At 37.1% G+C, this 26,102-nt stretch carries 23 protein-coding genes; 3 read left to right on the top strand and 20 right to left on the bottom strand.

Annotation, left to right across the window (positions count from 1 at the left end; all coding sequences use genetic code 11):
• Positions 1 to 72 precede the first annotated feature (72 nt).
• Both A1704_RS18990 and A1704_RS18985 read right to left on the bottom strand, forming a co-directional pair.
• Positions 73 to 795, bottom strand: coding sequence for a hypothetical protein (locus tag A1704_RS18990; RefSeq protein ID WP_120233364.1), 723 nt, complete (start codon positions 793 to 795; stop codon positions 73 to 75).
• Positions 796 to 1,108: 313 nt separating this feature from the next.
• The gene (locus A1704_RS18985; RefSeq protein ID WP_062675596.1) at positions 1,109 to 4,825 is read right to left on the bottom strand and encodes a metallophosphoesterase; all 3,717 of its coding nucleotides are present in this window, start codon (positions 4,823 to 4,825) and stop codon (positions 1,109 to 1,111) included.
• A gap of 26 nt (positions 4,826 to 4,851) precedes the next feature.
• Between A1704_RS18985 and A1704_RS18980 the strand changes: the two genes are divergently transcribed.
• The 3 genes from A1704_RS18980 to A1704_RS18970 are packed head-to-tail and all read left to right on the top strand — an operon-like array spanning position 4,852 to position 7,516.
• Positions 4,852 to 6,027, top strand: coding sequence for a Pycsar system effector family protein (locus tag A1704_RS18980; RefSeq protein WP_062675595.1), 1,176 nt, complete (start codon positions 4,852 to 4,854; stop codon positions 6,025 to 6,027).
• Between the two features lie 19 nt (positions 6,028 to 6,046).
• On the top strand, positions 6,047 to 6,970 hold the full coding sequence (locus A1704_RS18975) for a bestrophin family protein (RefSeq protein WP_062675594.1): 924 nt from the start codon (positions 6,047 to 6,049) through the stop codon (positions 6,968 to 6,970).
• A gap of 27 nt (positions 6,971 to 6,997) precedes the next feature.
• Positions 6,998 to 7,516: a hypothetical protein gene (locus A1704_RS18970; protein WP_062675593.1), complete on the top strand. Its 519-nt coding sequence runs from the start codon at positions 6,998 to 7,000 to the stop codon at positions 7,514 to 7,516.
• A gap of 26 nt (positions 7,517 to 7,542) precedes the next feature.
• Here A1704_RS18970 and A1704_RS18965 read toward each other — a convergent pair whose 3' ends face one another.
• The 18 genes from A1704_RS18965 to A1704_RS18885 all read right to left on the bottom strand — a co-directional run bounded on the left by A1704_RS18965 (position 7,543) and on the right by A1704_RS18885 (position 26,088).
• Positions 7,543 to 9,855: a GAF domain-containing protein gene (locus tag A1704_RS18965; RefSeq protein WP_062675592.1), complete on the bottom strand. Its 2,313-nt coding sequence runs from the start codon at positions 9,853 to 9,855 to the stop codon at positions 7,543 to 7,545.
• Between the two features lie 263 nt (positions 9,856 to 10,118).
• Positions 10,119 to 11,498 carry an NADH-quinone oxidoreductase subunit N gene (locus tag A1704_RS18960; protein WP_062675591.1) on the bottom strand — a complete coding sequence of 460 codons (1,380 nt, stop codon included), beginning with the start codon at positions 11,496 to 11,498 and terminating at the stop codon, positions 10,119 to 10,121.
• A gap of 16 nt (positions 11,499 to 11,514) precedes the next feature.
• Complete coding sequence (locus A1704_RS18955; protein WP_062675590.1) at positions 11,515 to 13,008, bottom strand: complex I subunit 4 family protein; 1,494 nt, start codon at positions 13,006 to 13,008, stop codon at positions 11,515 to 11,517.
• Positions 13,009 to 13,010: 2 nt separating this feature from the next.
• Positions 13,011 to 14,924: an NADH-quinone oxidoreductase subunit L gene (gene nuoL / locus A1704_RS18950; protein ID WP_062675589.1), complete on the bottom strand. Its 1,914-nt coding sequence runs from the start codon at positions 14,922 to 14,924 to the stop codon at positions 13,011 to 13,013.
• A gap of 2 nt (positions 14,925 to 14,926) precedes the next feature.
• Positions 14,927 to 15,256 carry an NADH-quinone oxidoreductase subunit NuoK gene (gene nuoK / locus A1704_RS18945; RefSeq protein ID WP_002983557.1) on the bottom strand — a complete coding sequence of 110 codons (330 nt, stop codon included), beginning with the start codon at positions 15,254 to 15,256 and terminating at the stop codon, positions 14,927 to 14,929.
• A 4-nt stretch (positions 15,257 to 15,260) separates the two neighbouring features.
• Positions 15,261 to 15,758, bottom strand: coding sequence for an NADH-quinone oxidoreductase subunit J family protein (locus A1704_RS18940; RefSeq protein ID WP_034693417.1), 498 nt, complete (start codon positions 15,756 to 15,758; stop codon positions 15,261 to 15,263).
• Complete coding sequence (locus A1704_RS18935) at positions 15,758 to 16,315, bottom strand: NuoI/complex I 23 kDa subunit family protein (RefSeq protein WP_040996950.1); 558 nt, start codon at positions 16,313 to 16,315, stop codon at positions 15,758 to 15,760. The genes A1704_RS18940 and A1704_RS18935 overlap by 1 nt, the downstream gene beginning before the upstream one ends.
• A gap of 124 nt (positions 16,316 to 16,439) precedes the next feature.
• On the bottom strand, positions 16,440 to 17,504 hold the full coding sequence (nuoH, locus tag A1704_RS18930) for an NADH-quinone oxidoreductase subunit NuoH (protein WP_062675588.1): 1,065 nt from the start codon (positions 17,502 to 17,504) through the stop codon (positions 16,440 to 16,442).
• 89 nt (positions 17,505 to 17,593) lie between these two features.
• Positions 17,594 to 18,592, bottom strand: coding sequence for a 2Fe-2S iron-sulfur cluster-binding protein (locus A1704_RS18925; RefSeq protein ID WP_062675587.1), 999 nt, complete (start codon positions 18,590 to 18,592; stop codon positions 17,594 to 17,596).
• Positions 18,593 to 18,633: 41 nt separating this feature from the next.
• Positions 18,634 to 19,545 carry a hypothetical protein gene (locus A1704_RS18920; protein WP_117753116.1) on the bottom strand — a complete coding sequence of 304 codons (912 nt, stop codon included), beginning with the start codon at positions 19,543 to 19,545 and terminating at the stop codon, positions 18,634 to 18,636.
• Positions 19,546 to 19,552: 7 nt separating this feature from the next.
• On the bottom strand, positions 19,553 to 20,911 hold the full coding sequence (nuoF, locus tag A1704_RS18915; RefSeq protein WP_062675586.1) for an NADH-quinone oxidoreductase subunit NuoF: 1,359 nt from the start codon (positions 20,909 to 20,911) through the stop codon (positions 19,553 to 19,555).
• Positions 20,912 to 21,018: 107 nt separating this feature from the next.
• On the bottom strand, positions 21,019 to 21,528 hold the full coding sequence (locus tag A1704_RS18910; protein ID WP_062675585.1) for an NADH-quinone oxidoreductase subunit NuoE family protein: 510 nt from the start codon (positions 21,526 to 21,528) through the stop codon (positions 21,019 to 21,021).
• 104 nt (positions 21,529 to 21,632) lie between these two features.
• Entirely contained in the window at positions 21,633 to 22,856 is a 1,224-nt protein-coding gene (gene nuoD / locus A1704_RS18905; RefSeq protein WP_002983543.1) for an NADH dehydrogenase (quinone) subunit D, read from the bottom strand.
• Between the two features lie 75 nt (positions 22,857 to 22,931).
• The gene (locus A1704_RS18900; RefSeq protein WP_062675584.1) at positions 22,932 to 23,426 is read right to left on the bottom strand and encodes an NADH-quinone oxidoreductase subunit C; all 495 of its coding nucleotides are present in this window, start codon (positions 23,424 to 23,426) and stop codon (positions 22,932 to 22,934) included.
• A 6-nt stretch (positions 23,427 to 23,432) separates the two neighbouring features.
• Positions 23,433 to 23,993 (bottom strand): NADH-quinone oxidoreductase subunit B, encoded by a 561-nt coding sequence (locus A1704_RS18895; protein WP_002983540.1) that lies wholly within the window; start codon positions 23,991 to 23,993, stop codon positions 23,433 to 23,435.
• A gap of 94 nt (positions 23,994 to 24,087) precedes the next feature.
• On the bottom strand, positions 24,088 to 24,459 hold the full coding sequence (locus A1704_RS18890; protein ID WP_034693436.1) for an NADH-quinone oxidoreductase subunit A: 372 nt from the start codon (positions 24,457 to 24,459) through the stop codon (positions 24,088 to 24,090).
• A 273-nt stretch (positions 24,460 to 24,732) separates the two neighbouring features.
• Positions 24,733 to 24,909, bottom strand: coding sequence for a hypothetical protein (locus A1704_RS24755; RefSeq protein WP_167348785.1), 177 nt, complete (start codon positions 24,907 to 24,909; stop codon positions 24,733 to 24,735).
• 51 nt (positions 24,910 to 24,960) lie between these two features.
• Complete coding sequence (locus A1704_RS18885; RefSeq protein ID WP_062675583.1) at positions 24,961 to 26,088, bottom strand: GNAT family N-acetyltransferase; 1,128 nt, start codon at positions 26,086 to 26,088, stop codon at positions 24,961 to 24,963.
• Between the last annotated feature and the right edge of the window lie 14 nt (positions 26,089 to 26,102).

Here is a 26,102-nt window from a genome sequence, read left to right as displayed (position 1 = left end):
AAACCCCACAGAGAAATCTGTGGGGTTTTTAAATATATGAAATGTTAATGAAGTGATTGACGTTTGTAGTCCTTAGGGAGTAAGGTAAGAGATATGAATATTTCCGCTGGATAATCTGAAGTTCTGAGTATAACGGCAGCGTATTCTGAATGTTTCTCCTGCATTGAAAAAGTTAATAGAGGAAAGATTATGATTCAATCCCGTTGTACGCTCTCCATGGCCCGTAGATATGCCTGCTAACGTTGTGAGTGCAGGAGAAACTTTTTGTATGTATGAGTTAGCTGTTCCTGCAGTTTGTCCTGATGGATTTAAATTAAGATCATAAGTAGCATAAGGAACAATATTGTAAAATCCAGGTTTTACTACTGTGAAAAGCCCTGTTGTAGAATTATAAGTTAAATAAGCCGTATCGATCTTATTACTCACATTAAAAACATAGGTCTGTGAATAACTTTCATGGGTATTGACTGGTGTAGAATGCGTACCTGTATAACTTCCACTGGCTGGGCTGATGTCTGTTTTGTTTCCGACATAAACCACCTTTAGAAAGTTTTCTGACTCAATTGTTTTCCAAACAGGTGCATTACCTGCTCCATTTGACATTAAAACTTCACCTTTGTTTCCGGAATTTCCCTTTGTTCTGTCATCTCCACCCACATTAAGATCTTTAACCACCTGCAGTGAACCGTTGACATGCAATGTATGTTGGGGAGTCGGTGTCTTAATCCCTATCTGTGCATTTAACTGAATGAACATGACAAATAAAGCCATATACAATAGTTTTTTTTTCATCATTTGTTGATTTTTTGTTGCCACAAATATAAAATGTTTTTAAAATGTCTATTTTTTAAGGAATTGATAATCATATTGAACTATGTCTGGTTTTGACTTATATAGCTGAAAATATGGCCTTTAATTAAAGGCCATATTTATTTTATCAGTAAAAAATGTGAGTTGAAAATTTGAATTATTAAATTTTATTAAAATTGAAATTTTTTCAAATTTTTTATTTTAAATAGTTTAATATGTTGTTAAACAGTGTTTTATGTTGAGTGTTGGATTGCAGTACCTGTTCGAAAATGAGAATTGTTTTTTTTAATTTATCAGATTAAAATTTCATTCCCACTCCGGCAGAAATTCTTCCACCATCTGAGCCATAGAAATAATTCAACCTCGCAGACATCATTTCCACAATACTCAGCCATACTCCGGCACCGGCAGACTGATGCCATTTTCTAGAGTTTTCATTGTCATTCCATACACGGCCAATATCATATCCGATAAGAATTCCCATGTTCGCAGGAACAATATTATTTCTTACCCGTCCAAAATCCCATCGGATTTCTGAGTTATTGGTAAAATAGGATCTTCCTGAGAATCTTTCATTTCTGAAGGCTCTCATTCCATTATTACCTCCGATAGCTGCAGCCTGATAAAATTCAAAATTATTATTATTAATCCACATCACATTGCTGGAATTAGCGAACACAAATGTTCCCTTTTTATCAATCCTGTGGTCAATGGCAAGCTTTCCTTTTACGGTTACGAAATTCTTATTAAAATCAGAAAGTGTTGCTTTCCAGTCTGCATTCAGCATAAATTCCAGTCCAAGAGTAGGGAAGGCTGCATTATCTGCATTTTTATAGCCAAAGGTATAATTGGCTCCCACAAACTGCTGGCTGTTAAATACACCAGGTCTGACATCCGGTGACTGATTGATGAAACGGTCAGCTTTTCTCTGTACTTTATTATCTTCAAAAGTCAGTTGAAACTGATGGCTGAGGTTCATCCAGCTCTTTTGAGAAATAGAGGGAGCGAAGTTAAACTTAGATATTCTGGCTCTGTTGTATTCTCGTTCTGTATCCTCCTTATCATACTCGCTTTCATTGGAAAGTCCAAAGAAGTTTTGAGAGAACCTCGGAGTTGTATAAAATGCATCAAGATTGATATCCCAACCTGAGATTGCCTTTTTAAATACCCCTTTGTAAGTCAGGCTAAATCCTGCAGTTGCTGTATAAAAATTAGCTTTTAAACTGTGTCTTTGAGTAAATGGATCACGGATAAAATTATTCACCGTATAATTAGCTAAAACTCCTACAATGACACCATCATCCGGGTTGTAATCCAGGTTTGGATATCCTGCAACGGAATTATATTTGGGGTGCTTATAATTATAGCTGTTGATGTCATAATCATCCGTAATGTTTTTGGTTGCATTTCCGGAATTGTAAGTGTTTTTCTGAGATTTAAAATCATAGATTTTCACTTTTCTTCCATCCGCAACATTATAGGTATCATGGTTATATCCGCCAATCAGTCTGATATTCATTTTAGGACTTCCGCTTCCTGTTACTACATAAGTATCATCATCTTCAAGTCCGTAGATCCATAATTCTTTTGTTTTCGAATCATTATACGTCTTTTCAAAAACAAGTTCATTCTGGTCTTTATTTTTACCAAGCTTGTATTGCTGTACCATCACAGAATGTCCGTTTTTGGTGATGACAAACTTATCAGGGTTTACCGTTCCTGCCAAAGGAACTTTTTTCAGCAATACATCATAGTATTGAGCTGCATAGCTTTGTAGCTTTGTTTTTCTTATTTTCAGTTTTCTCTGGATTTCAGCAATGGTGTCATCCTGCACTTCTTTCGGGAGGTTATGGAAAGCATCATCGATATCCGCATCCGTAAGATGTTCCTGAATATATTTTGCCTGGGTTTCCCACTCATTCTGATCTGAACCTTTTAAGAATACAAGATCCATCGGATAAGGTTCCATAGCAAGCCACTTTACACTGCTGATGTCTTCTGTAAAGGTTTTCATATGACGGATAGCAGGAACATTCATAATGATTTTAAAGGCTGCTCCATCATATTTACTGAATGCCTGATCTCTGTCTTTTGGAATGGGTTTATAAATCACTTTATCACCCTCTTCATATTGCGCCCATTTCCATTGGTCTGAATGTCTGTCCCAGTCTCCGATAAGCATATCAAATAACCTTGCTCTGATATAAGATTCTCTGTCAACAGAATATTTATTACTCTTGCTGAGGTTTTTTAATACATCATCGGTAGAAACAATATCTTTTGCATTATCAAGATAAGCCAATGTTTTAGGATCTGAAGAAAAACGTTCTTCAATCATATACATTTCATCCCCGTAATTTTCGTTATATCTATCCAAAGCGCGTTGTTTAGGAATGTAGTACAGTTTTGGATTACTGTGGAAAATACCCAGTTTTTCAGACATATTCCCAATGGTAAACGGTGTAAATGGATGATTGGTGGTATAAAAGTCAAGTAAGAATTTTTCAGGATACGTATCTGCAAGTTCTTCTCCCAGTGTACTTTTCTGGAAAGCCATATTATTTAAGAAACGGATCGCACTTTTTTTCACGCCGCGCATCACGAATTCCTGTCCGTCTGCAGACTTCAATCGCAAACTGTTGGACTGGTTTCCTCCACCTTCTCTGAAAGGAATGTATCCTCCGTTCAATTCTGAAAGATTAGCTGTTGGAGCTTCAATGGGAATTCCATAATATCTTCTGTAATGATCTCCCCAAAGCCAACGGTAAAACTTTCTTTTTTCGGTAAGCGGTACCGGGTAAATAGTTGAAGAGAATGTTGCAGGAAAAGAATTTGGGAAATTATTGACAAACACATCCGGTTTGGAAATCACGGAAATATGAGTCAATTTTTGAAGCTGAGCATCTTTAGTAGAAAAATACTCCACATCTGTGCTTTCATCTTTTCTGAAATTTAAAACCGCAAAACCACTGCCCCCGTAGGAAAAGTCTGTTTTTTCTACAATGGTAGAAGGATCTGTTTTAGACCCTGCTCCACTAATGATCTGTCTTAAATTTCCATCTTCGTGATATTGCAGGTTATGATCATGTCCGGACACGAAAATAATATTTTCCTTATCCTGAACAATACTTTTTAGTCGGTTGGCCAGATCTGCATAATGTTGATTATTAATATCTTCAGGACTTGCGCCTGAGGAACTCCTTAATATATTGATGACACTTGCCACTACAGGAACAGGAACCTTACTCTTTAAAGGAAAGAGATGAGATTTTGCAGAGTTAAATCCTGCATGTGTTCCGCTGCTGATGATGGGATGGTGTAGGGCAACAATGATTTTTTTACCCTGATTTTTAATGATCAGATCTTTAAACTCTGTGAAAAAATCTTCACGGGTTTTGATATTACAGTTTTTGTTGATTCCAGGATAATTGTCCCAGTTGGCGATCACCCATTCCGAATCAATAGCAATAAGTTTGATATCTTTAGAAATGTTGATATCATCGATAGGACAGCCATTTTTAGGAAGGAATGCTTTTTTATCATCAAGATATTTTTTAACCAGCCCTTCCTGGGTATTCAATCCTTCCAATCCACTGTACCAGTCATGGTTTCCCGGAATCACAAGAGTTTTTCCTTTAAAATTTTTGGTAATGGAGAGTTGGTTTTCCAGTTTTTGTTTCGCTGTGGCGTAATCTTTATCTGTTTCTTTAGGCATCCCATTGGGGTAGATATTATCGCCCAGAAAGACCAGCATAGAGTTACTGTTGGCAGAATCCAGCTTACTTTTCAGTAAATTAAGTGTTTTTTGTGCCTGAGTTTCATCCGAGTTTCCTGCATCTCCAATCAGAAAGAGTTTAAAATCATTTTCAGATTTTATTTCGGAATCTTTTACTTCAAATAAGTTTTTGCCCTTTTGTACGTTATAGGTAGCACAGGAATAAAGGACTCCTGCGGACATTACCGTTCGAAGAACAATAGAAGTATTTTTTAGATGAGTTTTAAAGGATAAATTCATAAATTTACATTAACAAAATTTCAGGGATGAGCATTTTACAAAAAGCTAAAAATTATGTTGAAATCTTATTCAAAGATAAGTTATCTTCAGTATATTTTTATCATAATTTTATCCATACTGCCTATACAGTTAATAAGGCTGAGGAAATCATGAAAAACACTCCTGTTTCTGAAGAGGATCAGGAGAAGGTACTCGTTGCATTATGGTTTCATGATACAGGGTATATAGAATGTGCGCTGAACCATGAGGAAAGAAGTGTAGAGGTCATGAAAACCTTTTTACACGAGCAAAACTATCCTGAAAACTATATTGCAGATGTTGAAAAACTGATTCTGGCAACGAAAATACATTACGAACCTCAGAATTTACTGGAAAAAATTGTAAAGGATGCAGATTTTAGCCATTTTGCAGGGCATGATTACAGTGATATTTCCGATGCTTTAAGAAAAGAATGGGAACTTACCAATGTAAGATGTTTTTCCAATGAAGAATGGAATGCCGGAAATCTGGACATGCTGAAAAATAAGCATACTTTTTATACGGATTATGCTAAAGAAAACTGGGAACCGCTGAAAAAGAAAAATATTAAAAAAATCGAGAAGAAGCTGGAAAAAGAAGAGGAGAAAAAAGAAAATAAAAAGGAGGTTTCGGAAGGTAAAAAAGAAAAGGAAAAATCAGACAGAAGTGTAGATACCCTATTCAGAGTTACACTGAACAATCATACAAGATTAAGTGATATTGCAGACAGTAAAGCCAATATTCTTTTATCGGTAAATGCCATTATTATTTCAGTTTGTCTTTCTGTATTAGTACCGAAGCTGGATGCTCCTAAAAATTCACATCTGATTCTTCCAAGTTTCATATTATTGTTATCAAGCGTATTGACGATCATATTTGCGATTCTGTCCACAAAACCGAATGTCACAAAATCAACTTTTACGTCTGAGGATATCGCCAACAGAAAAGTAAACCTGCTGTTCTTTGGGAACTTTCAGCAGATGTTGTTTGACGATTATAACAATGCCATGAAAGACCTCATTAAGGATAGGGATTATATCTATGATTCTATGGTGAAAGATCTGTATTACCTGGGGAAAGTTCTTAACAGGAAATACAAGCTTTTATCCATTACCTATAAGATCTTTATGGCAGGAATTATTATTTCCGTTTTGTCTTTCGGGGCGGCTTTTCTTAGTCTTTAATTAATAAACATCCACACAAATGATCGTTAGACAGCGTACGAATTGGCTGAAAATGTTATTTATATGGAGAGGCTCCGTATTAAAGAAAATTATTGTTCAGCTTTCCATCATCACGCTGTTTTCTTTGGCGATCTATTTTTTCAAAGGGAGAATCTTTGATTATAAAGTGCATCTTAATCCTACTATTTTTACATTGATAGGACTGGCACTTGCCATATTTATGGGTTTCTGTAACTCTGCAAGCTATGACCGTTTCTGGGAAGGCCGGAAACTTTGGGGATTACTTGTGATTGAAACAAGATCATTAACAAGGCAGATTTTATTCTTAGTAAATGATTCTTCTCCAGAAGCTAAAGAGGAAAAAGAGAGAATGATCAAACTGATTTCTGCATTTTCCTGGTCACTGAACTTTCAGTTGAGAGATAAATCCGGGACAGAGCATCTTGAGAGATTGCTTTCGCCCGAACAACTGGAACTGGTGAAGAATAAAAAATTCATTCCCAATATTATTTTAGGCTTTATTGCAGATTGGCTCAACGAACAGAATAAAAAAGGAAATATAGACACTATTGTCATGACTTCCATGGACCATCAGCTGAACCAGTTTTCTACTATTTCCGGTGGGTGTGAGAGAATTTATAATACTCCATTACCATTTGCTTACAGTGTTTTGCTGCATCGTACCGTGTATCTATATTGTTTCTGGCTTCCTTTCGGGCTGGTAGATACTTTGGGATGGATGATGCCTTTAATCGTTTTATTGATCAGCTACACCTTTATTGCTCTTGACGCTATTATTCAGGAGATTGGAGAACCTTTTGGTGAAGAGGAAAATGATCTTGCTTTAAACAGCATCTGCCGCACGATTGAGTTTTCTATTTTTGAGCAGGCAGGAATTCCTCAAGGGGAATTGAAGAAGCCGGATACTTATTTTGTGGATTAAAATAGATCATCAATTGGTTGATTGCTGATGAAGAAAACTATTTTGATGCTGATTTTATTATCTTTCCTTTTGGGTTGTGGATCAAGGAAGGTTTCATTAGTTCATTATATATCGACATTAGAGCATATAAAAATACTTCCACCTACCCCAGAAGAAAGAAAAACAATTGATTCATTAAAATCTGTGGCTTTGGCAACATTGGAAAAGTGTCAGCAAGAAAATGGTAATTGTATTGATGATATAGAAAGATTTGGACCTACTGAGGCTGCTTTTAAAGGAGGAATAAACAATTTCCGAAAAATTTTATTTGAAAATTTTAAGGTGCAGACGAATGCAGAGAAAGGAGAAAACAGGCTTCGCGTAACAGTAGGAAAAGAAAATACGATTGAAAAAATTGATTTTCTAAGCTATACCGATGATGCTTCCAGGAAAGAAATTGAACGTTTATTTCAGTCAAACGAACTCAATAACTGGTATTCTGCTAAAATCTATAGATATCCAGTAAAGCAAGAGTTTGAAATCAGTATTTCTATTGAAGAAAATTGATAAGTCAGATGTCTATTCCGGAATTTTTATTCCTGCGGAAGTGTAAATGATACTCTCAATGCCAGTAATCCCGTAATTCCTTGAAGGTCTTCTACTCTTAAAAATTCTATGTCATTTTGCAAAACTCCTTTTTTCTGGAGTTTGGAAATGTAGTCAAGGTATTCTTTCTGGTTTTCCATGCCGAAATAAACGATGGTGATCTTTCCGGGAGCGGTGATGCGTTCTGAAGAATCTTTCACATGGGCTTTATCCAGACGCTTTTTGATAATCTCATAATAGGAGTTGTAGGCTCCATCTACATCAAAGCGTTTTTCATCCATTCTGAAACGGATGTCTATTTTTTCATTATATACGAAAATCAGTGAAGCAATATCAAGTGGTACCGGAAGATACTTTTTGAAAGACTGAAATTCAAGTTCCATTTTACAGATGGTTTTCAGCTGCCAGTATCTCAGTTTGTGAACTACTTTTGAAGTATAGTGCAGCTCAGGAGCGATGGTAGAACCAATATATAGATTATGCTCTACGCCATCAGACTTAAATCTTTCATAATAATGCGGGAAAATTTCCTGTGCTTTTACCTGGCTTTCGTCCAGCATATCTGCCAGTTTTCGGTTGACCAGCGTGATAGAGTCATCAAGGTTTTTCCTGTGGTGATAAAACAGATCCGTAGAAGTAAAGATGTGTGAAAAGTAGTCTTTGATTTTTGTTTTTATTTCTCTGGAGGTTCTTACTTCCAGTTTTCCCTGTAAAAAAGGATGAATTTCTTCCCTTAATAATCTCTGAAAACGTTGTTCCGTATCAGCTTTGATCTCATTGTTGATCTCATTCTCAAAAACATCCAGTGCCAGTACAAATTTTTCCGAATCGGAATTGGTGAGTGTCAAAACTTCATTCAGCCATTCAATTTGTTGATTAAGATCCTGCAGCATCAGATTAAAACGTTTTTCAGAAGAAGAACGGATATCTGAAACCCCAAACAAAGGTGTCAGATTTTTGAATGCAATCTGTTTTAAAGTATAAATTTTCTTTCCAAGCGATGCTGTAAAATATTTCTCAGCTTCATTTCTGAACTTCCATACCACACTGTCATGGATGGTTGTATACTCGCGCTGAATAATGGCTTCTATCTGATAGTTTTTCTCAAAGTAAAACCTGTTCAGAGAGAAGAGAACCATATCAGTGAAAAACTCCAGTTTTTTAAGCTTTAAGCCATTGAAACTTCCGGCAATAGGAGAGGTGAATTCCATGATTGCAAGAAGCTCACCATCTTTCATGATAGGAATTACCATGAAGCTGTTCACATTATTATCCTTTAAAATACTGAAGGAAGGAAGCAGCTTGACATTTTCGTCCAGGTTGTTTACATTGGAGACAACTACAGGCTTTGAATTATGATTTAAATTATTGAAGGTACTCTTACGGGTTTCTTCATCAAATGCATTGATCCAGAAATCCAGGATATGATTCGTAAGAAGACTCTCATAAATCGGGAGTTTATCCAGCTTCTGTTCCTTTTTATTGAAAGTCATCAGTCCGAAGCTCAATTCCGGAACATCAAAGTAAGATTTGAAAATTTCCGTAAGATTTTCGTTGGGATTCATATTTTCCGGATCAATTTCAATCATGCTTGATTTCAGATCGGAAAGGGCGACTTCAGAGGTACAGTCTACCAGTGAAATAATCGTAAATCCTTTTAATATCCACGATTGAGAAGGGAAATACTTTTTCCAGAGTTTAAAATCATCCAGATTTTCCAAAAGCATATCCAGAATATCATCAGATGGAATTTTGGCATCTTCTGTAGGAGTAATTTCCGTAAAGTCAGAATTGACCGTAATTTTATAATGTTTCATGATTCCCTGCTTATTGGGAATATCATAATAAAACGGAAGCGTACTTTTAATATCTTTTTTAAAGTAGCTTTGAAGAATCAGACAACAGCAGAACACATAAAATTCATTATCTGAAATATTTCTGAGTTCTATTTCGAAGTCTTTTCCGGCATCTTTCAGAATATCCTTAAACCTTTCGGTATAGTTGAAGGTGATATTGGAAAGCGGAATGCTTGCCGCCTTTATTTCGTTTTTGGTAAGGCCTGTTGGGAAAAGATCCGCAAGAAGCAGTCTGATCAGGTCTTCGTATTTTTCAAGAAGGGCAGTATCCTGGAAGCCTTCTCTGAGCTCTTTAAAGTTTCGTGTGCTTTCAATCAAAGACTCTGCGTAGTTCACTCTGTATTCCAGTCTGTCATTATAGCGGATATGTTCCAGAACATCCAAATATTTTTTGAATGATATATAAACCTGAAAGGGAGAGTCTTTTTTATAGAGATTAGCCAAGAGCTGAAAAATTTAAAGTAAAGTTATGAAAAAAGCAGAATATTGATCGTGTGGAATTTTTATTTTATTGTATATAATTTGCATGTGCTTTGGGAAATTCTGCAACATATTTTATAATTCCTTATTGGTTTTTTGAAAGACAGATTATAGATTTAATGATACATAAAAATTGTAACATTTTAGATGAGATATTCATTACCTTGTTAGGATAATAAAAAAGCACAACTGAAGAGTTGTGCTTTTTATATTCTAAAATTCAGATTTTATAATCCGAACATTCTTGCAAACATATCCGGGAATATACCAAGGATAACAATCAGGGCAATCACCATTACTGCAATAATGTTGTAAGTAAGGGTTACTTTTTCTGATGATTTGAATGTTGATTCTTTAAAGAAGAACATTGCAATGATCAGTCTTAGATAGTAAGCAATGGATAGGGCAGAACCTAACACAGCTACCAGTACTAAGAATGCAGCACCGTTCATTGCCTGGGAGAATAAAGCAAATTTCCCCATGAAACCAGCTGTTAACGGAACTCCTGCCATTGAAAGCATTGAGATCGTTGCTGCTGTTGCCAATAAAGGTTCTGTTTTTGCCAATCCTTTGAAAGCTCCGAAAGACGTTTCTCTCTTTAATTTCTCTACCCAGATCAGACACATGAAAACTCCTACTGTAGATAAAGAGTAAGCAAACAGATAGAAGGCAAGGTTATAAGTAGAAAGGCTTGTCATTCCGAAGAATACCAATCCGATATATCCTGCGTGAGATACTGAAGAGTATGCCAGCATTCTTTTTGCATTCGTCTGAGCAAGACCCATAACGTTTGCCAAAAGTAATGTAATGATTAAGAATACCCCTAAAACATTAATCCATTCGTGAGTAACCCCAGCGAAGCCAAGCGTCATCAATCTGAACAGGGCAAAGAATCCTGAGATTTTTACCACACTCGCCATGAAAGCTGTGATTAATGAAGGAGAACCTGCATATACATCAGGGCTCCACATATGGAAAGGTGCTAAAGCTACCTTGAATGCCAATGCGCAAAGAATTAGCAATACTCCTAAGATGAACATTACATTTCCAGCATTTGCTACTCCAAAGTCGTGGATTTTGTACAGATCAAAACTTCCTGCACTTCCATAGATGAACGCAATCCCGAACAGTAAGAAACCTGTTGCGAATGCACCCATAAGGAAATATTTAATAGAAGCTTCGTTGGATCTTAAATCCGTTTTGTTAGCTCCAGCCATTACATATAATGGAATAGAAAGGATCTCAACTCCTAAGAACATCGTCACCAGGTTCTGGTATCCGAAAAGGATGATCCCTCCACATAATGCGAATAGCATCAATGCATATAATTCTGACTGGTGACTTCTGTGGTTGCTGAAAGCAAAACCGCCCAGGAAGAATAACAATAATGTTGTTACGATTGATATTTTAGTGAATAATGCGGTATTGTCACTGTACTCATACATATGCTTGTAATGGTCGAAAAACGAACATTCCGGCATAAAACTTACGTACAATGCGATGATTAATCCCAAAATCCCAATGTATCTTGCGAATTTTCCTTGTTCAAAAACTCCTGAAAATAACGCAATAACTGCCGTTAGGAAAACAATAATTAAAACACTCATTTCTTAAAATATCAAATTAACTTACCATTGATTGGTAGATAAACTTCACCGAACTACTCACCATGTCGATTACCGGTTGTGGGAAAATACCTAGTAAAATCACAAAAACCGCTAAACTTGCCAATACAGAAAATTCTACGCCTGATAAATCTTTTGCTGTACTTAAAACGGCTTCATCTCCTTCTCCAAACATTGCTTTTCCGTAGAATCTTAATAAATACACCGCACAAAGAATTACCGTAAGACCAGCAATTACTGCTGCTGTTCCGTTAAAATCATAAACCGATTTCAACAAAATAAATTCCCCGATGAATCCATTGGTTAATGGAACTCCCATTGAACCTAATATAATGATCAGGAACAATACAGCAAACTTAGGTGCTACTTTAGCTAAACCTCCCATTTGTCTGATGTCTCTTGATTTAAATCTCTTGTATAAAATATCACAACAGTAGAATAAACCTACTACGTTGATACCGTGAGCAAATGTCTGTACCAAAGCTCCTTCAGCTCCTTCTACATTGAAAGTTCCTCTTAAAGTAACTACTGCTGAAGCGAAGATCCCTGCTACCATTAATCCTACGTGAGAGAAAGATGAATACGCAATGATTCTCTTCATATCCGTTTGGATGATCGCAATCAATGCACCATGAACAATTCCCACAATAGCAAGAATAATTACGATCTGTCCGGAAATTCCGGCAATCGGAAGCGGAGTGATTGGAAGTAAGTATCGCATTACACCATATACTGCCATCTTCAGCATGATCCCTGATAATAACATAGATCCCTGAGTAGGAGAGTAGGTATACGTGTCAGGCTGCCATGTATGGAAAGGGAATACCGGTAATTTCACTGCAAAAGCAAAGAAAATAAACCAGAATACCACAGTCTGCTGTACTTCATTCAGCTGAGCATTATATAAATCTGTTAAAGCGAATGATGCAGAGTGGTTGTACACATAGATCAATCCGGCTAACATAAATAATGATCCCACGAAAGTATATACGAAGAATTTCGTAGTGAATTCAAACCTTTTATTTTCTTGTCCCCAAAGTCCGGCAATGAACCAAATTGGAATCAAAGTTACTTCCCAGAAAATGTAGAATAACAATCCGTCTAAAGAAGTGAATACCCCTACTAGACCAAACTGCATCAATAGAATCAGTCCGTAGAATGTATTTCTATAGTTTACATTTTCGTTGAAAGATGATAAAATAATGATTGGAGCCAGAATATTGGTCAGTAATAAAAGAAGCATGCTCATTCCATCGATACCGAAGTGAAGAGAGCTCTTCATAAATTGTGACCATGGATAATTGATCTCATGCTGCAATACGCTGTCTACTGTCGGAGTAAAATCAAAATCCGAAAGTACGTAAAACGTAAGGAGCATTTGTACCAATGCAATTCCAAGCGCCAAATATTTGCTGGAATTATTCTTCCAGGCAAAAACTAATCCCGAACCTACTAGAGGTAATAGTAATAATGTTAATAACAAACAAGACATTATTATTGTAATAAAAAGTTAACAATTAATATAATTCCCACCGCTAAAGACATGATAAGGATATATGTCTCTACATTTCCGTTCTGTACACGCTTCATAGCTTTTCCGCTGTCTTCAGCACCATCACCTACAAAGTTTACAAAACGGTCTAAGATACCCTTATCAAACATTTTTCCTCCGCGTCCTAATCCTTCAACAGTTTTTACAATCAATGCGTTGTAAAGTTCGTCAACGTATAATTTCTTAGCAGAAAGCTTTTCCCATCCGGTATAGTTTTCCTCTGCAACAGCCATCTTTTTCTTACTTACATAAGTATTTCTAACGATGAACCATACAGTGAAAAACATCAAGACTGTAGCTGCTAATAAGATCATTTCAGTATTGAAAGGTACTCCTGAAAGAGTAGCTTCCATCTGGCTGTAGCTTTGTTCCGTAAGAACCGGCTTTAACCATTCCATCAGTTTGGCATAATGCCCGTGACCGATGAAGTGTGGCAGGTTGATAAAACCTCCGATTACAGAAAGAATTGCCAATACGATCAATGGTAATGTCATATTTGACGGACTTTCATGTAAGTGGTGTTTCTGTTCTTCAGTACCTCTGAATTCTCCATGGAATGTCAGGTAGTATAGTCTGAACATATACGTTGCAGTCATTGCCGCTAAAACAAATAAGATTACCCAGTAAATCGGGTTTTTAGCGAAAGCTGCTACTAAAATTTCGTCTTTAGAGATCATCCCCGATAATAAAGGGAAACCTGAGATGGCTAATGTTCCGATAAGGAATGTAGCGTGGGTAAGAGGAATATATTTTTTAAGGCCTCCCATGAAACGCATATCCTGTTCGTTGCTCATAGCATGGATTACAGAACCTGCACCTAAGAATAATAACGCTTTAAAGAATGCGTGTGTCATTACGTGGAACATTGCTGTTGTATAGGCACCAAGACCTAAAGCGATGAACATAAATCCAAGCTGTGAAACAGTAGAATAAGCCAATACTTTTTTGATATCGTTTTGACGAAGTGCATAGAACCCTGCCAAAGCAGCGGTTAAGAATCCGATGAACAAAATTCCTCCCTGTACAGTTGGTGCTAAAGTAAATAAGAAGTTGGATCTTACTACCAAATAGATACCTGCTGTTACCATCGTTGCCGCGTGGATCAACGCTGATACAGGAGTTGGTCCCGCCATCGCATCCGGTAACCATGTATATAATGGAACCTGAGCAGATTTACCGGTAGCACCGATGAATAAACTCGCTGTGATAAAGATAATCACTGTTCCGTCTAATTCAAATTTTGAAGCGTTTTCTGCTACAGAAAGATAATCTACAGCATTGGTTTGAGAAGCGATCATGAAGATACCGATCAATAACGCAAGGTCACCAATTCTGTTCATGATGAAAGCTTTTCTTGCTGCTTTACCATATTCTTCGTTGGTATACCAGAATCCGATCAACAGGTAAGAACAAAGACCTACACCTTCCCATCCAATGAACAGGATAAGGTAGTTGCTTCCCATTACTAAAAGTAACATTGAGAAGATGAAAAGATTCAGGTAAGTAAAAAACTTGTAGAATCCTTTATCATGACTCATATATCCGATAGAGTATAAGTGGATCAGTGAACCGATACCCGTAATGATCATCACCATCATTAAAGAAAGCTGATCAATCTGGAATCCAAAATTAATCTGAACTCCATTGACTCTAAACCATTCAAAAGCTTTTACAATGACAGGCTGGCTTTCAGAATTGAAATTCATGAAAAGGCTTACTGCAATACAGAAAGATCCGAAAACTACAGCAGTAGCCAGAGATCCTACCAATATTTTTGGAAGATTTTTCCCGAACAGCCCGTTAATAAGAAACCCTAAAAGTGGTAAAAGTACTATTGCATATACTAGATTCTCCATTCTTATCCTCTTAATTTATTAAATATACTCACATCTACAGAACGGGTGTTTCTATATAGCATCGCAATAATTGCAAGACCTACTGCTACTTCAGCAGCAGCTACCACCATAATGAAGAAAACTAAAAGCTGTCCGTCGCCGTTGCCTTTATACGCTGAAAAAGCTGCCAATAAAAGGTTTACAGAATTCAGCATAAGCTCTACACAGCCCAGAATCACAATAGCATTTTTTCTAAGCAATACTCCCATTACTCCCAGACAGAACAATACTGATGAAAGAATGATGAAGTAGTCCAAAGGGATGCTTTGTATAAATGTATTTACTTCTCCCATAATTTTATAAATCTTTTTTACCGATTAATACCGCGCCTACAATACCTGCCAGAATTAGGATGGAAGCAAGCTCAAACGGTAAAACATATTCATTAAACAAAAGTCTACCCAGATTTTTGGTAAGACCAACCCCTCTGTCTACATTTTCAACAACAATGTGATTGTCTTTTACTCCTCTGAAAACTCCTAATACACCTACCAAAAGAAGACCTGCCGTAAAAACTCCAACAAATTTTAAAGTATTGTTCTTCTTACTTTCGTCTTGTTTATTAAGGTTAAGCATCATTAAGATGTAAAGGAAAAGTACCATGATGGCACCTGCGTAAACAATAATCTGGATGATTGCCAGGAACTGTGCATTGAGAAGAATGTACATTCCGGCAATTGAAAACATCGTAACAATTAATGACAAAATAGCATAAAGAGGATTTCTTGCAAATACAAAGTAAACAGCACTTGCCACTGCTAAAAACGCCACCAAGAAAAATAAAAACTGATCCATTATTTTACCGCATTTTTTTGTTTCTCGGATTGTCTTGTCGTGATATCAATCCTTTCATTTATTTTTTCAACTAATTTATCTTTTCCGTAAATGAAAGAACCTCTGTTTGTTTCCACGTCTACCAATCTGTCAGTAAGATAGATGGCAGATTTAGGACAAGCTTCTTCACACATACCGCAGAAAATACATCTTAGCATATTGATTTCATATACTGAAGCGTATTTCTCTTCTCTGTAAAGACCTTTTTCCTCTTTAGTTCTTTCAGCAGCAGTCATCGTAATGGCTTCTGCAGGACAAGCTACCGCACAAAGTCCGCAAGCTGTACATCTTTCTCTGCCTTCTTCGTCTCTTTTCAAAACGTGCTGACCTCTCCAGATAGTCGTTCTTGGTTTCTGTACTTCCGGATATGAATATACTGCGGGAGCACCCTTTATCACGGTTCTTACAGCATGCTTAAATGTAATCCCCATCCCTGTAAAGATCGCAGGAAGGTAGATTTTTTCAGCAAGGGTCATTTCTTTATTGGAAACAACTTTTGATCTGTTTGTAAGTTTCATTTAATTATAGATATTAGATGTTAGACACCAGATTTTAGACTAATCTTGTCTGTTATCTTAATTTTTAATATTCAATATTCACACAAACTTAACAAGTTTCAAAAACCTGTTAGGTTTAGATAATTTAATTTCCAAACGCTAAAATTACAGCTCCTGTAATTAATAGGTTTACCAATGCCATAGGGATTAGTGTTTTCCATCCTAAGTGCATTAGCTGGTCATATCTGAATCTTGGAAGTGTCCATCTGATCCACATGAAGATCAGAATTCCAATTACTGTTTTCGTAAGGAATGCTACGATACTTAAAATCCCTGCAGTGTTTTCACCCCAGTTCTGAGTTACCCATTCAATACCAGGATAGTTATAGCCTCCGAAGAAAAGGACAACCATAAAAGCATTAGAGATAAACATGTTCACATATTCTCCAAACATATATAAACCTAACTTCATGGAAGAGTACTCTGTAGAGTATCCTGTTACCAATTCAGATTCACACTCAGGTAAATCGAACGGGTGTCTGTTGGTTTCTGCCAGAGCAGCTACAAAGAAAACAAGGAATGCAATCGGCTGGTAGAAAATGTTCCAGTTCAATCCAGAAACCCAAGGAATAACGCCCCATAATTTTCCGGTTGTCTGACTTTCAGTGATTTCTTTTAAATCCAAACTTCCAGACATCATAATGATAGAAAGAAGTGCTAATCCCATCGCCAATTCATAAGAAATCATCTGAGAAGAAGCACGGATAGCACCTAGTAATGAATATTTGTTGTTCGAAGCCCAACCTCCGATCATAATTCCGTAAACCCCGATGGAAGCCATACCGATGATGAAAAGTACACCAACATCGATGTTTGCTACCTGAAGATCAAAAGAAGTACCTGCAATATTTAAACTTTTACCCCAAGGAATAACAGCTCCTGTAATCAATGAAATAAACATTACCAGCGCTGGTCCTAATACGAAAAGGAATTTTTCTGCATTGGCAGGCGTAAAGTCTTCTTTGAAGAAAAACTTTCCACCGTCAGCAAGAGGCTGCAGCAATCCAAATGGTCCGGCTCTGTTAGGACCAATTCTATCCTGCATGATAGAGGCAACTTTTCTTTCTGCCCAGGTAGAGTAGGCTGCAATCGTCAGCGATAGCAGGAAAAGTGCTAGTACAAGTATAAGTTTAAATGTAAGTAAATCCATTTTTATTTAGATATTAAGATGTCAGATGCTAGATGTCAGATTTAATTTGCTGTCTGAAGTCTGGTATCTGAAATCTGATGTCTTATTAATTATTTTTCGTCTTTTTCACTGATTTCTTTAGCCATCGGATTGTCTAAAACTCTTAGTTCGTCTTTTGGCTTTTCGTAGTGGTTCAATGAAATTACAGAATGTCTGTCGATATGTCTAGGACCTTCGATATTCCAGTCTGATAAAGATTTTCTTTCGAAACGGCATGTATCGCAGATGAATTCTTCCACTTCTCCCCACTGGTCTTTTCTGGCAGTAACTCTTACAATTTCGTCACCTTTCATCCATACTACAGCTTTTCCTGAACACTTATCACATTTGCAGGAAGCGTTCATTGGTTTTGTAAACCAAACTCTGCTGGCAAAACGGGCTGTTCTGTCTGTTAATGCCCCTACAGGACAAACATCGATAACGTTTCCGATGAAGTCATTGTCTAAAGCTTTATTTAAATACGTTGAAATCTCAGCGTGATCTCCTCTGAAAAGGATACCGTGTTCTCTTGTTTCTGTAAGCTGGTTAGCAGTCAGTACACATCTTGCGCAAAGAATACAACGGTTCATATTTAGTTTGATGTTTGGTCCAAGATCATCAGCTTCGTAAGTATTTCTTTCGAATTCTGTTCTTGTGTTTTCCACACCATGCTCATATCCTAAGTCCTGAAGATGACATTCTCCTGCCTGATCGCAGATAGGGCAGTCCAGCGGGTGGTTTACCAATAGGAATTCGGTAACCGCTTTTCTTCCTTCCTGAGCTTTCTCAGAAGTAAGATTTTTTACTTCCATACCGTCCATTACATTAGTTCTACAGCTTGCTACTAATTTTGGCATAGGACGTGGGTCTGCTTCAGATCCTTTAGAAACTTCTACGAGACAAGTTCTACATCTTCCTCCACTGGTTTCCAACTTGCTGTAGTAGCACATTGCAGGAGGTACAGATTTACCACCAATTTGTCTTGCAGCTTCCAGAATAGAAGTACCAGGCAAAACTTCGGTAGTCTGTCCGTCTATAGTTATTTTGAATTTTTTAACTTCTTCGCTCATATGATATGCTTTAAGCTTTATGCGTTAAGCAATAGGCTTTGTTATTTATATTTCTTTGTATTAAATGTATATCCAATTCCTCCAAGGACCTGTCCGAAAACAAAATCCTGGCGTGCTTTGTCCGGTTTGTTATTTAATGTAGTTTTAATATCCCACATGTTGATATAACCGGCTTTTCCTTCTAATCTCAGCATCCAGTTTTTCCAGAATACAAGGTTAAGACTGGATCTGATATCGGTTCCCATCCCTGCAACGTGGAAACGGTCACTTCTTTCGTTACCAAAAAGTTTTACATTACTTTTCGGAAACATAAATCCGATTCCGGCTCCATAAGACCATACTAAATCTATATTTTTCTTATGAACAAGATTTTTGTATTTCTCTAGACCTAAGTTTTCATAGTTAAGCCCGTCTGTATGTTCGAAAGTAAGGAACTTCTCATCTGCAAGATTAACCTGCCCGTTCTGAACCATTGCTGCATATTCAGGATCTGAAATATGACCTTTGAAACCTACAGTCTGGTTCTGATCCATTACATATTTCATATGGTCTATCCCTAATACCAATGCTAAATTATCTTTAATAAAGTATCCTATTCTGAAATTATACTGTGTTACAGTAAACCAGCTCGGATCAAAATAGACAATTCCAAATTTTGTAGGTCTGTCCTGTGCCTTTACATTATTCAGTTGAAAATCGTATCCGTTTCCGGTAAAGTGGATGTCAGAATTGCTGTAAGCTGCTCTGTTCCAACCATAAAATACGAAAACCTGACCTTTTTTGCTCAATGGTAAAGGTTTTTCCTTTCTCTCAGCTTTAATCTGCTCTTTCTCACTCACTAAATATGACAAATCCTCTTCAACAGATCTGTTATAATTTGCAGTATCAGTTTTCTTATTTTGTGCAAATACAAAATTCGACATCATTAAGCCGACCACCAATAATTTTTTCATCTTTTACTTATGCGTTCTTTTCAACAGCCGGGATAGGGTCAGCATAATGTGCCAATCCATAATTTTGTGTCTGACACAACTCTGGGTTTTTTACGTGCCACTCAAATTCATCTCTGAAGTGACGGATCGCTGCTGCAACCGGCCAAGCTGCGGCATCACCCAACGGACAAATCGTATTTCCTTCGATTTTTCGCTGGATATCCCAAAGCAGATCGATATCTTCCATTTTTCCTTCTCCTTTCTCGATTTTCTTTAAAATCTTGTACATCCATCCCGTTCCTTCACGGCAAGGCGTACATTGTCCACAGCTTTCGTGATTGTAGAATCTCGCCAATGTCATGGTGTGTTCTACAATACACTGGTCTTCATCCAAAACGATGAAACCTCCTGAACCCATCATGGTTCCGGTAGCGAAACCACCATCTGCCAATGATTCATAGTTCATATATCTGGGCTCTCCATTCACGGTTCTCAGCAATAGGTTTGCAGGAACAATCGGAACAGAACTTCCTCCAGGAATACAAGCCTTTAATTTTTTACCATCCTTAATACCACCGCAATATTCATCAGAATAGATGAATTCCTCTACGGTGATCGTCATATCGATTTCGTATACACCCGGTTTGTTGATGTTTCCACAAGCAGAAATCAGTTTCGTACCTGTAGATCTTCCCACCCCGATTTTAGCATACTCAGCACCTGTAATATCAATGATCGGAACTACTGCCGCAATGGATTCAACGTTGTTTACCACTGTTGGTCTTTCCCAAAGACCTTTTACAGCCGGGAATGGTGGTTTTAATCTAGGGTTACCTCTTTTTCCTTCAAGGGACTCAAGCAATGCTGTTTCTTCACCGCAGATGTATGCTCCACCACCTCTCTGTACATAGATTTCAAGATCGAAACCGGTTCCTAAAATATTTTTACCTAAAAATCCTGCTGCTTTAGCTTCTTCAATAGCTTCTTCAAGGATATCCGGAATCCACGAATATTCTCCACGGATGTAGATATAAGAAGTATTGGATCCTAAACAGTAAGAAGAAATTAGCATTCCCTCAATCAATAAATGAGGAAGGAACTCCATCAGATATCTGTCCTTGAATGTTCCAGGTTCAGATTCATCCGCATTCACAACAAGGTGTCTTGGAACACCTTCAGGCTTGGCCAGAAAGCTCCATTTCATTCCTGTTGGGAATCCAGCTCCACCACGACCTCTCAGTCCTGAAGCTTTTACTTCTTCAAGAATTTCGTCCGGAGTCATCTTCAAGGCTTTTTCAGCTGCTGTATAACCTCCCTGTTTACGGTAAGTTTCAAAGTAGCGGATACCTTCTATATGTGCGTCTTTAAGTAAAAGTTTTTTACTCATTGTTTATTATGCTTTTCGCTATTAGCCATTGGCTTCTAGCTTTTTATAATTATTAAAGAAAATAACTGAATAATTTAAAATCTAAAATGTAGAATTTAAAATTTCTATTAGTCTAAAGCAACTTGTCCCTGTCTGCAAAGATCAAGGATTTCATCTACTTTTTCTATCGTTAAATTTTCATGAAAGAATTTCCCTAGCTGCATCATGGGTGCGTATCCGCATGCTCCAAGACATTCAGCTGGTTTTAAAGTAAACATACCGTCTTCAGTAGTTTCTCCATCCTTAATGTTCAGTTTGGTTCTGATATGATCCAGAATTTTTTCGCTTCCACAAACCATACAAGGTCCTGTTCTGCAAACTTCCAGCACATATTTGCCTACCGGCTTCATATTGAACATCGTATAGAAAGTAGCCACTTCATATACTTCGATCGGTTGGATACTTAATAGTCCGGCAACATAATCCATCACAGGAACATCTAACCATCCTCCGAATTCTTTCTGTGCCAAGTGAAGTACAGGAAGAAGAGCAGATTTTTGTCTTCCTTCAGGATATCTTGCGATAATTTTGTGTACCTGTGCTAAACTTTCCGGTTTAAAAGCTATTGTTTCGCTCATTTTTTATCTAAGATTTCAGATGCCAGATTTCAGACATCAGATTTTAAATTTATATATAAAGCGAAGAGTCTAACATCTGAAATCTGATGTCTGACATCTTCTTTTTATGCGTCTAATTCTCCCGCAATAATATTCATACTACACATCGTTACAATGGCATCTGAAATTACAGAACCTGTAATCATTTCAGGGTATGCCTGATAGTAGATGAAGCATGGTCTTCTGAAGTGAAGTCTGTAAGGGCTTCTTCCTCCGTCACTCACAAGATAGAAACCTAATTCTCCGTTTCCACCTTCTACAGCATGGTAAACTTCTCCTTTTGGTACATCGGTTTCTCCCATTACGATTTTGAAATGGTAGATCAATGCTTCCATTTTCTGATATACATCTGCCTTTTCAGGAAGATAGAAATCAGGGACATCCGCATGGAATGGCCCTTCCGGAAGATTTTCGTATGCTTGTTTGATAATTTTGATTGATTCCCAGACTTCCTGTTGACGAACCATGAAACGGTCGTAAGTATCTCCTGAAGTTCCTACCGGAATAATGAAGTCGAAATCCTGATATGAAGAATAAGGCTGCGCAACTCGTACATCGTAATCTACACCTGCTGCACGTAAGTTAGGACCTGTGAAACCGTAGCTTAAAGCTCTTTCGGCAGAAATAGCTCCTGTACCGATGGTTCTGTCCATGAAAATTCTGTTTCTTTCTAATAAAGTACAGAATTCTTTGAATCTTGGTGGGAAAGTTTTTAAGAAATCCTTGATCAGCTCATGGAATTTAGGAGTGAAATCTCTTTCAAAACCTCCGATTCTTCCCATATTGGTTGTCATTCTGGCTCCGCAGATTTGCTCATACATATCATAAATACGTTCTCTTTCGATGAACATATAAGTAAGACCTGTAATAGCTCCTGAGTCCATTCCGGTTACCCCGTTACAGATCAGGTGGTCACCGATTCTGGCAAGCTCCATCAGGATAACGCGCATATAGTCTACGCGTTTTGGAACTTCTACGCCAATCAGTTTTTCTACTGTCATGTGCCAGCCTAAGTTATTGATGGGTGCAGAACAGTAATTCATACGGTCCGTAAGGGTAGTGATCTGAGAATAGTTTCTTCTTTCAGAAATTTTCTCAAATGCTCTGTGGATATATCCTACGGTTTGCTCTGCGTGAAGGATTCTTTCTCCATCCATCGTTAAGATATTCTGGAAAATCCCGTGCGTAGCAGGGTGGGTAGGTCCTAGATTCAGGGTATATAATTGTCCATCAATCTGTTCCTTACTTTCGTACTGGTTTAGTATATTAGATAATGAGTTATCTTTCATAATTTAAATGCTTTAGGCTATAGGCTCTAGGCTTTAAGCTTATTGCTTGCTGCTTACTGCTTATTGCATTATTTTTTATCTTCCGAACATGCTATCGTTCTTGTCGGTTCTTGTACCGTCTTCAAGGCGATATTCCTTCAACATTGGGTGGTATCCAAGATCTTCCATATTTAAAATAGGTCTGAGATCTGGGTGTCCTTTAAATTTAATCCCATAGAAATCATACGTTTCTCTTTCCATCCAGTTAGCTCCTGCAAATAGCTCTACAAGAGAGTCTACTTCAATATTTTCTCTGGACATAAAGATTTTCAGACGTAATCTGAAATTGGCCATCATATTGTGCAAATGGTATACAACACCAATTTCCTTTTCAGGGAATTCAGGATAATGAATACCACAGATATCCGTAAGGAAATTAAATTCCAGTGATGAATCTTTCAGATAGTGAATGATTTTCTTAATATCTTCTTTCTTCACTTCAATAGTCAACATTCCATAAGGTTCTGAGCTTGAAATGACAGATTCCGGAAATTCTCTTGTGATTGCTTCTAATACAAATTCGTTTGTCATTTCCGTTTAGTTGCTTATGTTGTAAGAATCTAATAATTTCTGATATTCAGGCATGTCTCTTCTTCTGATGCTTTCGCTTTCTGCAAGAGCCTGTACCTGCATTACACCTTCAATGATCTGTTCAGGTCTTGGAGGACATCCGGGAACGTAAACGTCTACCGGAATAATCTTGTCAATTCCCTGAAGTACAGAATACGTATCAAAAATACCACCGCTGGAAGCACAAGCTCCAACTGCTACCACCCATTTCGGCTCAGCCATCTGAGTGTACACTTCTTTCAGGACAGGTCCTAATTTCTTTGATATAGTTCCGCAAACCATCAGCATATCAGCCTGTCTTGGAGAGAAAGAGTTTCTTTCCATACCAAATCTTGAAGCATCATATGTCGGGTTTAGGGTAGCCATAAACTCGATACCACAACAAGAGGTTGCAAAGGGTAACGGCCAAAGTGAAAACTTTCTTGCCATCCCGATTACACTGCTCAGTTTTGTTGCGAAAAACCCTTCTCCTTCATAGCCTTCGGGAGCAGGTGCATCTGTTCTTATTACTGGTTTTTTATCTGACATTTTCTTTTGTTGATATTTAAAGATTAAAACGTTTATAAATTTAATCATCTCTGTTTTTAAACGATTAAATTATTCAATCTTTTAATGTTAAAATTTATTTATCCCAATCCAGTGCGCCTCGTTTCCAGACATAGAAAAACGCTACGAAGAAGATCGCAACGAATGTAAGCACGGCAAGGAAACCTTCCATACCGAATTCTCTGAAGTTTACAGCGTAAGGATAAAAGAATACGATTTCAATATCGAATAGTACGAACAATACCGCAGTCAGGAAGTACTTGATAGAAAACGGTGTTCTTGCATTTCCTTCTACAGGAACTCCACATTCCCAGCTTTGGTTTTTTACAGAGTTTCCTTTTTTCTGCTGTGGACCTAAGAAATGTGCTCCAAGCAAAGAAACCGCTACAAATCCTACTGCTACACCAGCCTGGATAAGGATTGGAATATAACTTTCAGGTAAATTCATTTTTGCATTATTATCTCAATTTGCAAATTTAGCGAATAAACAAGAAAGCATGAAATTTATCAGCTTAAAAGTCGGATTAAAATGAGCTAAACCGGTAATTTAGAATCAATAAAAATTAGCTTTTTGTGATTATTTTTTTGTGGTGTTTTTCCCCTTTTTTTGTAGTAACTCTGGAAAAATTGCATCCCATCATGTATATCCTGGATATTTTGAATTTATTTATTGAGGAATAAAAACAAGTGATTAAATGACCTATTGGGCTATGGTTATGGCTTATTTTTTCATTTTTTTCAAAAGAGTATAGGCCATAAAGGAAATATATCCAAAAAGAATACTGGCAAAAAGAATATTGATTACCGTATTGGTTTTGTCATCGGGCGACTGAAAAAAAATGTTATAACCAATAAATCCGGCAATTAAAATAGCAAATATGATAAGCTGTGGTTTCATAAAGTTCAAAGTTTGGGTAGTGAGTTTACGTTTTACAAAATGCAGTATCAATTAGTTGAGTTCCATTGAATATGTTCTCCTTCTTTTGTGATTCACCGGATTGTAATCCTGCCACAACAGCTGAATACTTTTGTTTTCTTCGAGTTCCGGGTTGGTTTCAAGGTACTTTACTCCTTTTTTTCTGAAAATATCCCAGATTTCTTTAAAAATAATAGAAGTTACTCCTCTTCTCTGATAATCCGGATGAATTCCGATCAGGTAGAAGTTCGCTCTGTCATTTTTCTTTCCTGCTTGTAAGAAATGCCACCAGCCAAAAGGAAGTAGTTTTCCACCGGACTTCTGCAGAGCTTTGGAATAAGAAGGCATTGTAATAGCAAAGGAGATCAGATTATTGTGTTCATCAGCAATACAAACAATGAAATCTTTATCAATAAGTTTGAAATATTTCTCTTTATAGGTTTTACGCTGTTCATCAGAAATCGGAGTGTATGTAGAAAGATGTTTGTAAGTCTCATCCAGAAGATCAAACATAGGATCTACATACTGAATAATCTCTTCTTTTGTTTTGAATTTTAAAACTTTTAGCTTGTATTTTTCAGAAATAAGCTGATTGAATTTATGAATTTTGTCCGGTAATGTTTCGGGGAAGATTATTTCAAACTCTACCCATTCCTTTTCTTTAGTCAATCCCAGGTTCTCAAGATGCCTTGGATAGTACTCGTTATTATAAATTCCGATCATCGTCGCCAGCTGGTCAAAACCTTTGATCAGCATTCCTGCTTTATCAAGATTGGTGAAGCCCATTGGGCCTTCAATTTTGTCAATATTTTTTTCTTTGGCATAATCAACCGCTTTTTGAATCAATGCTTTTGAAACTTCAGCATCATCAATAAAGTCGATCCATCCAAAGCGTACTTTTTTAATGCCTAACTCTCTCTCTTCTTTGTGATTGATCAAAACAGCAATTCTTCCTACAATCTTATCATTCTTATAAGCCAGAAACTGTTTGGCTTCTGAATATTGAAGCGCAGGATTTTCATTTGCATTCCAAATGTTGATTTCGTCATTGATAAAGGACGGAACATAGTAGGGATTGTTTTTATACAAATCCATTGGAAACCTTACGAATTGCTTGAGCTGACCCGCTGTTTTTACTTCAATAATTGAAACTGTAGACATGTTTTTTGAGAGGA

It is taken from the genome of Chryseobacterium cucumeris, from assembly GCF_001593385.1.
In the GTDB taxonomy this organism is placed as follows: domain Bacteria; phylum Bacteroidota; class Bacteroidia; order Flavobacteriales; family Weeksellaceae; genus Chryseobacterium; species Chryseobacterium cucumeris.
The sequence above is the reverse complement of the archived record's forward strand: the minus strand, read 5'-3'. Positions and strand labels throughout refer to the sequence as shown.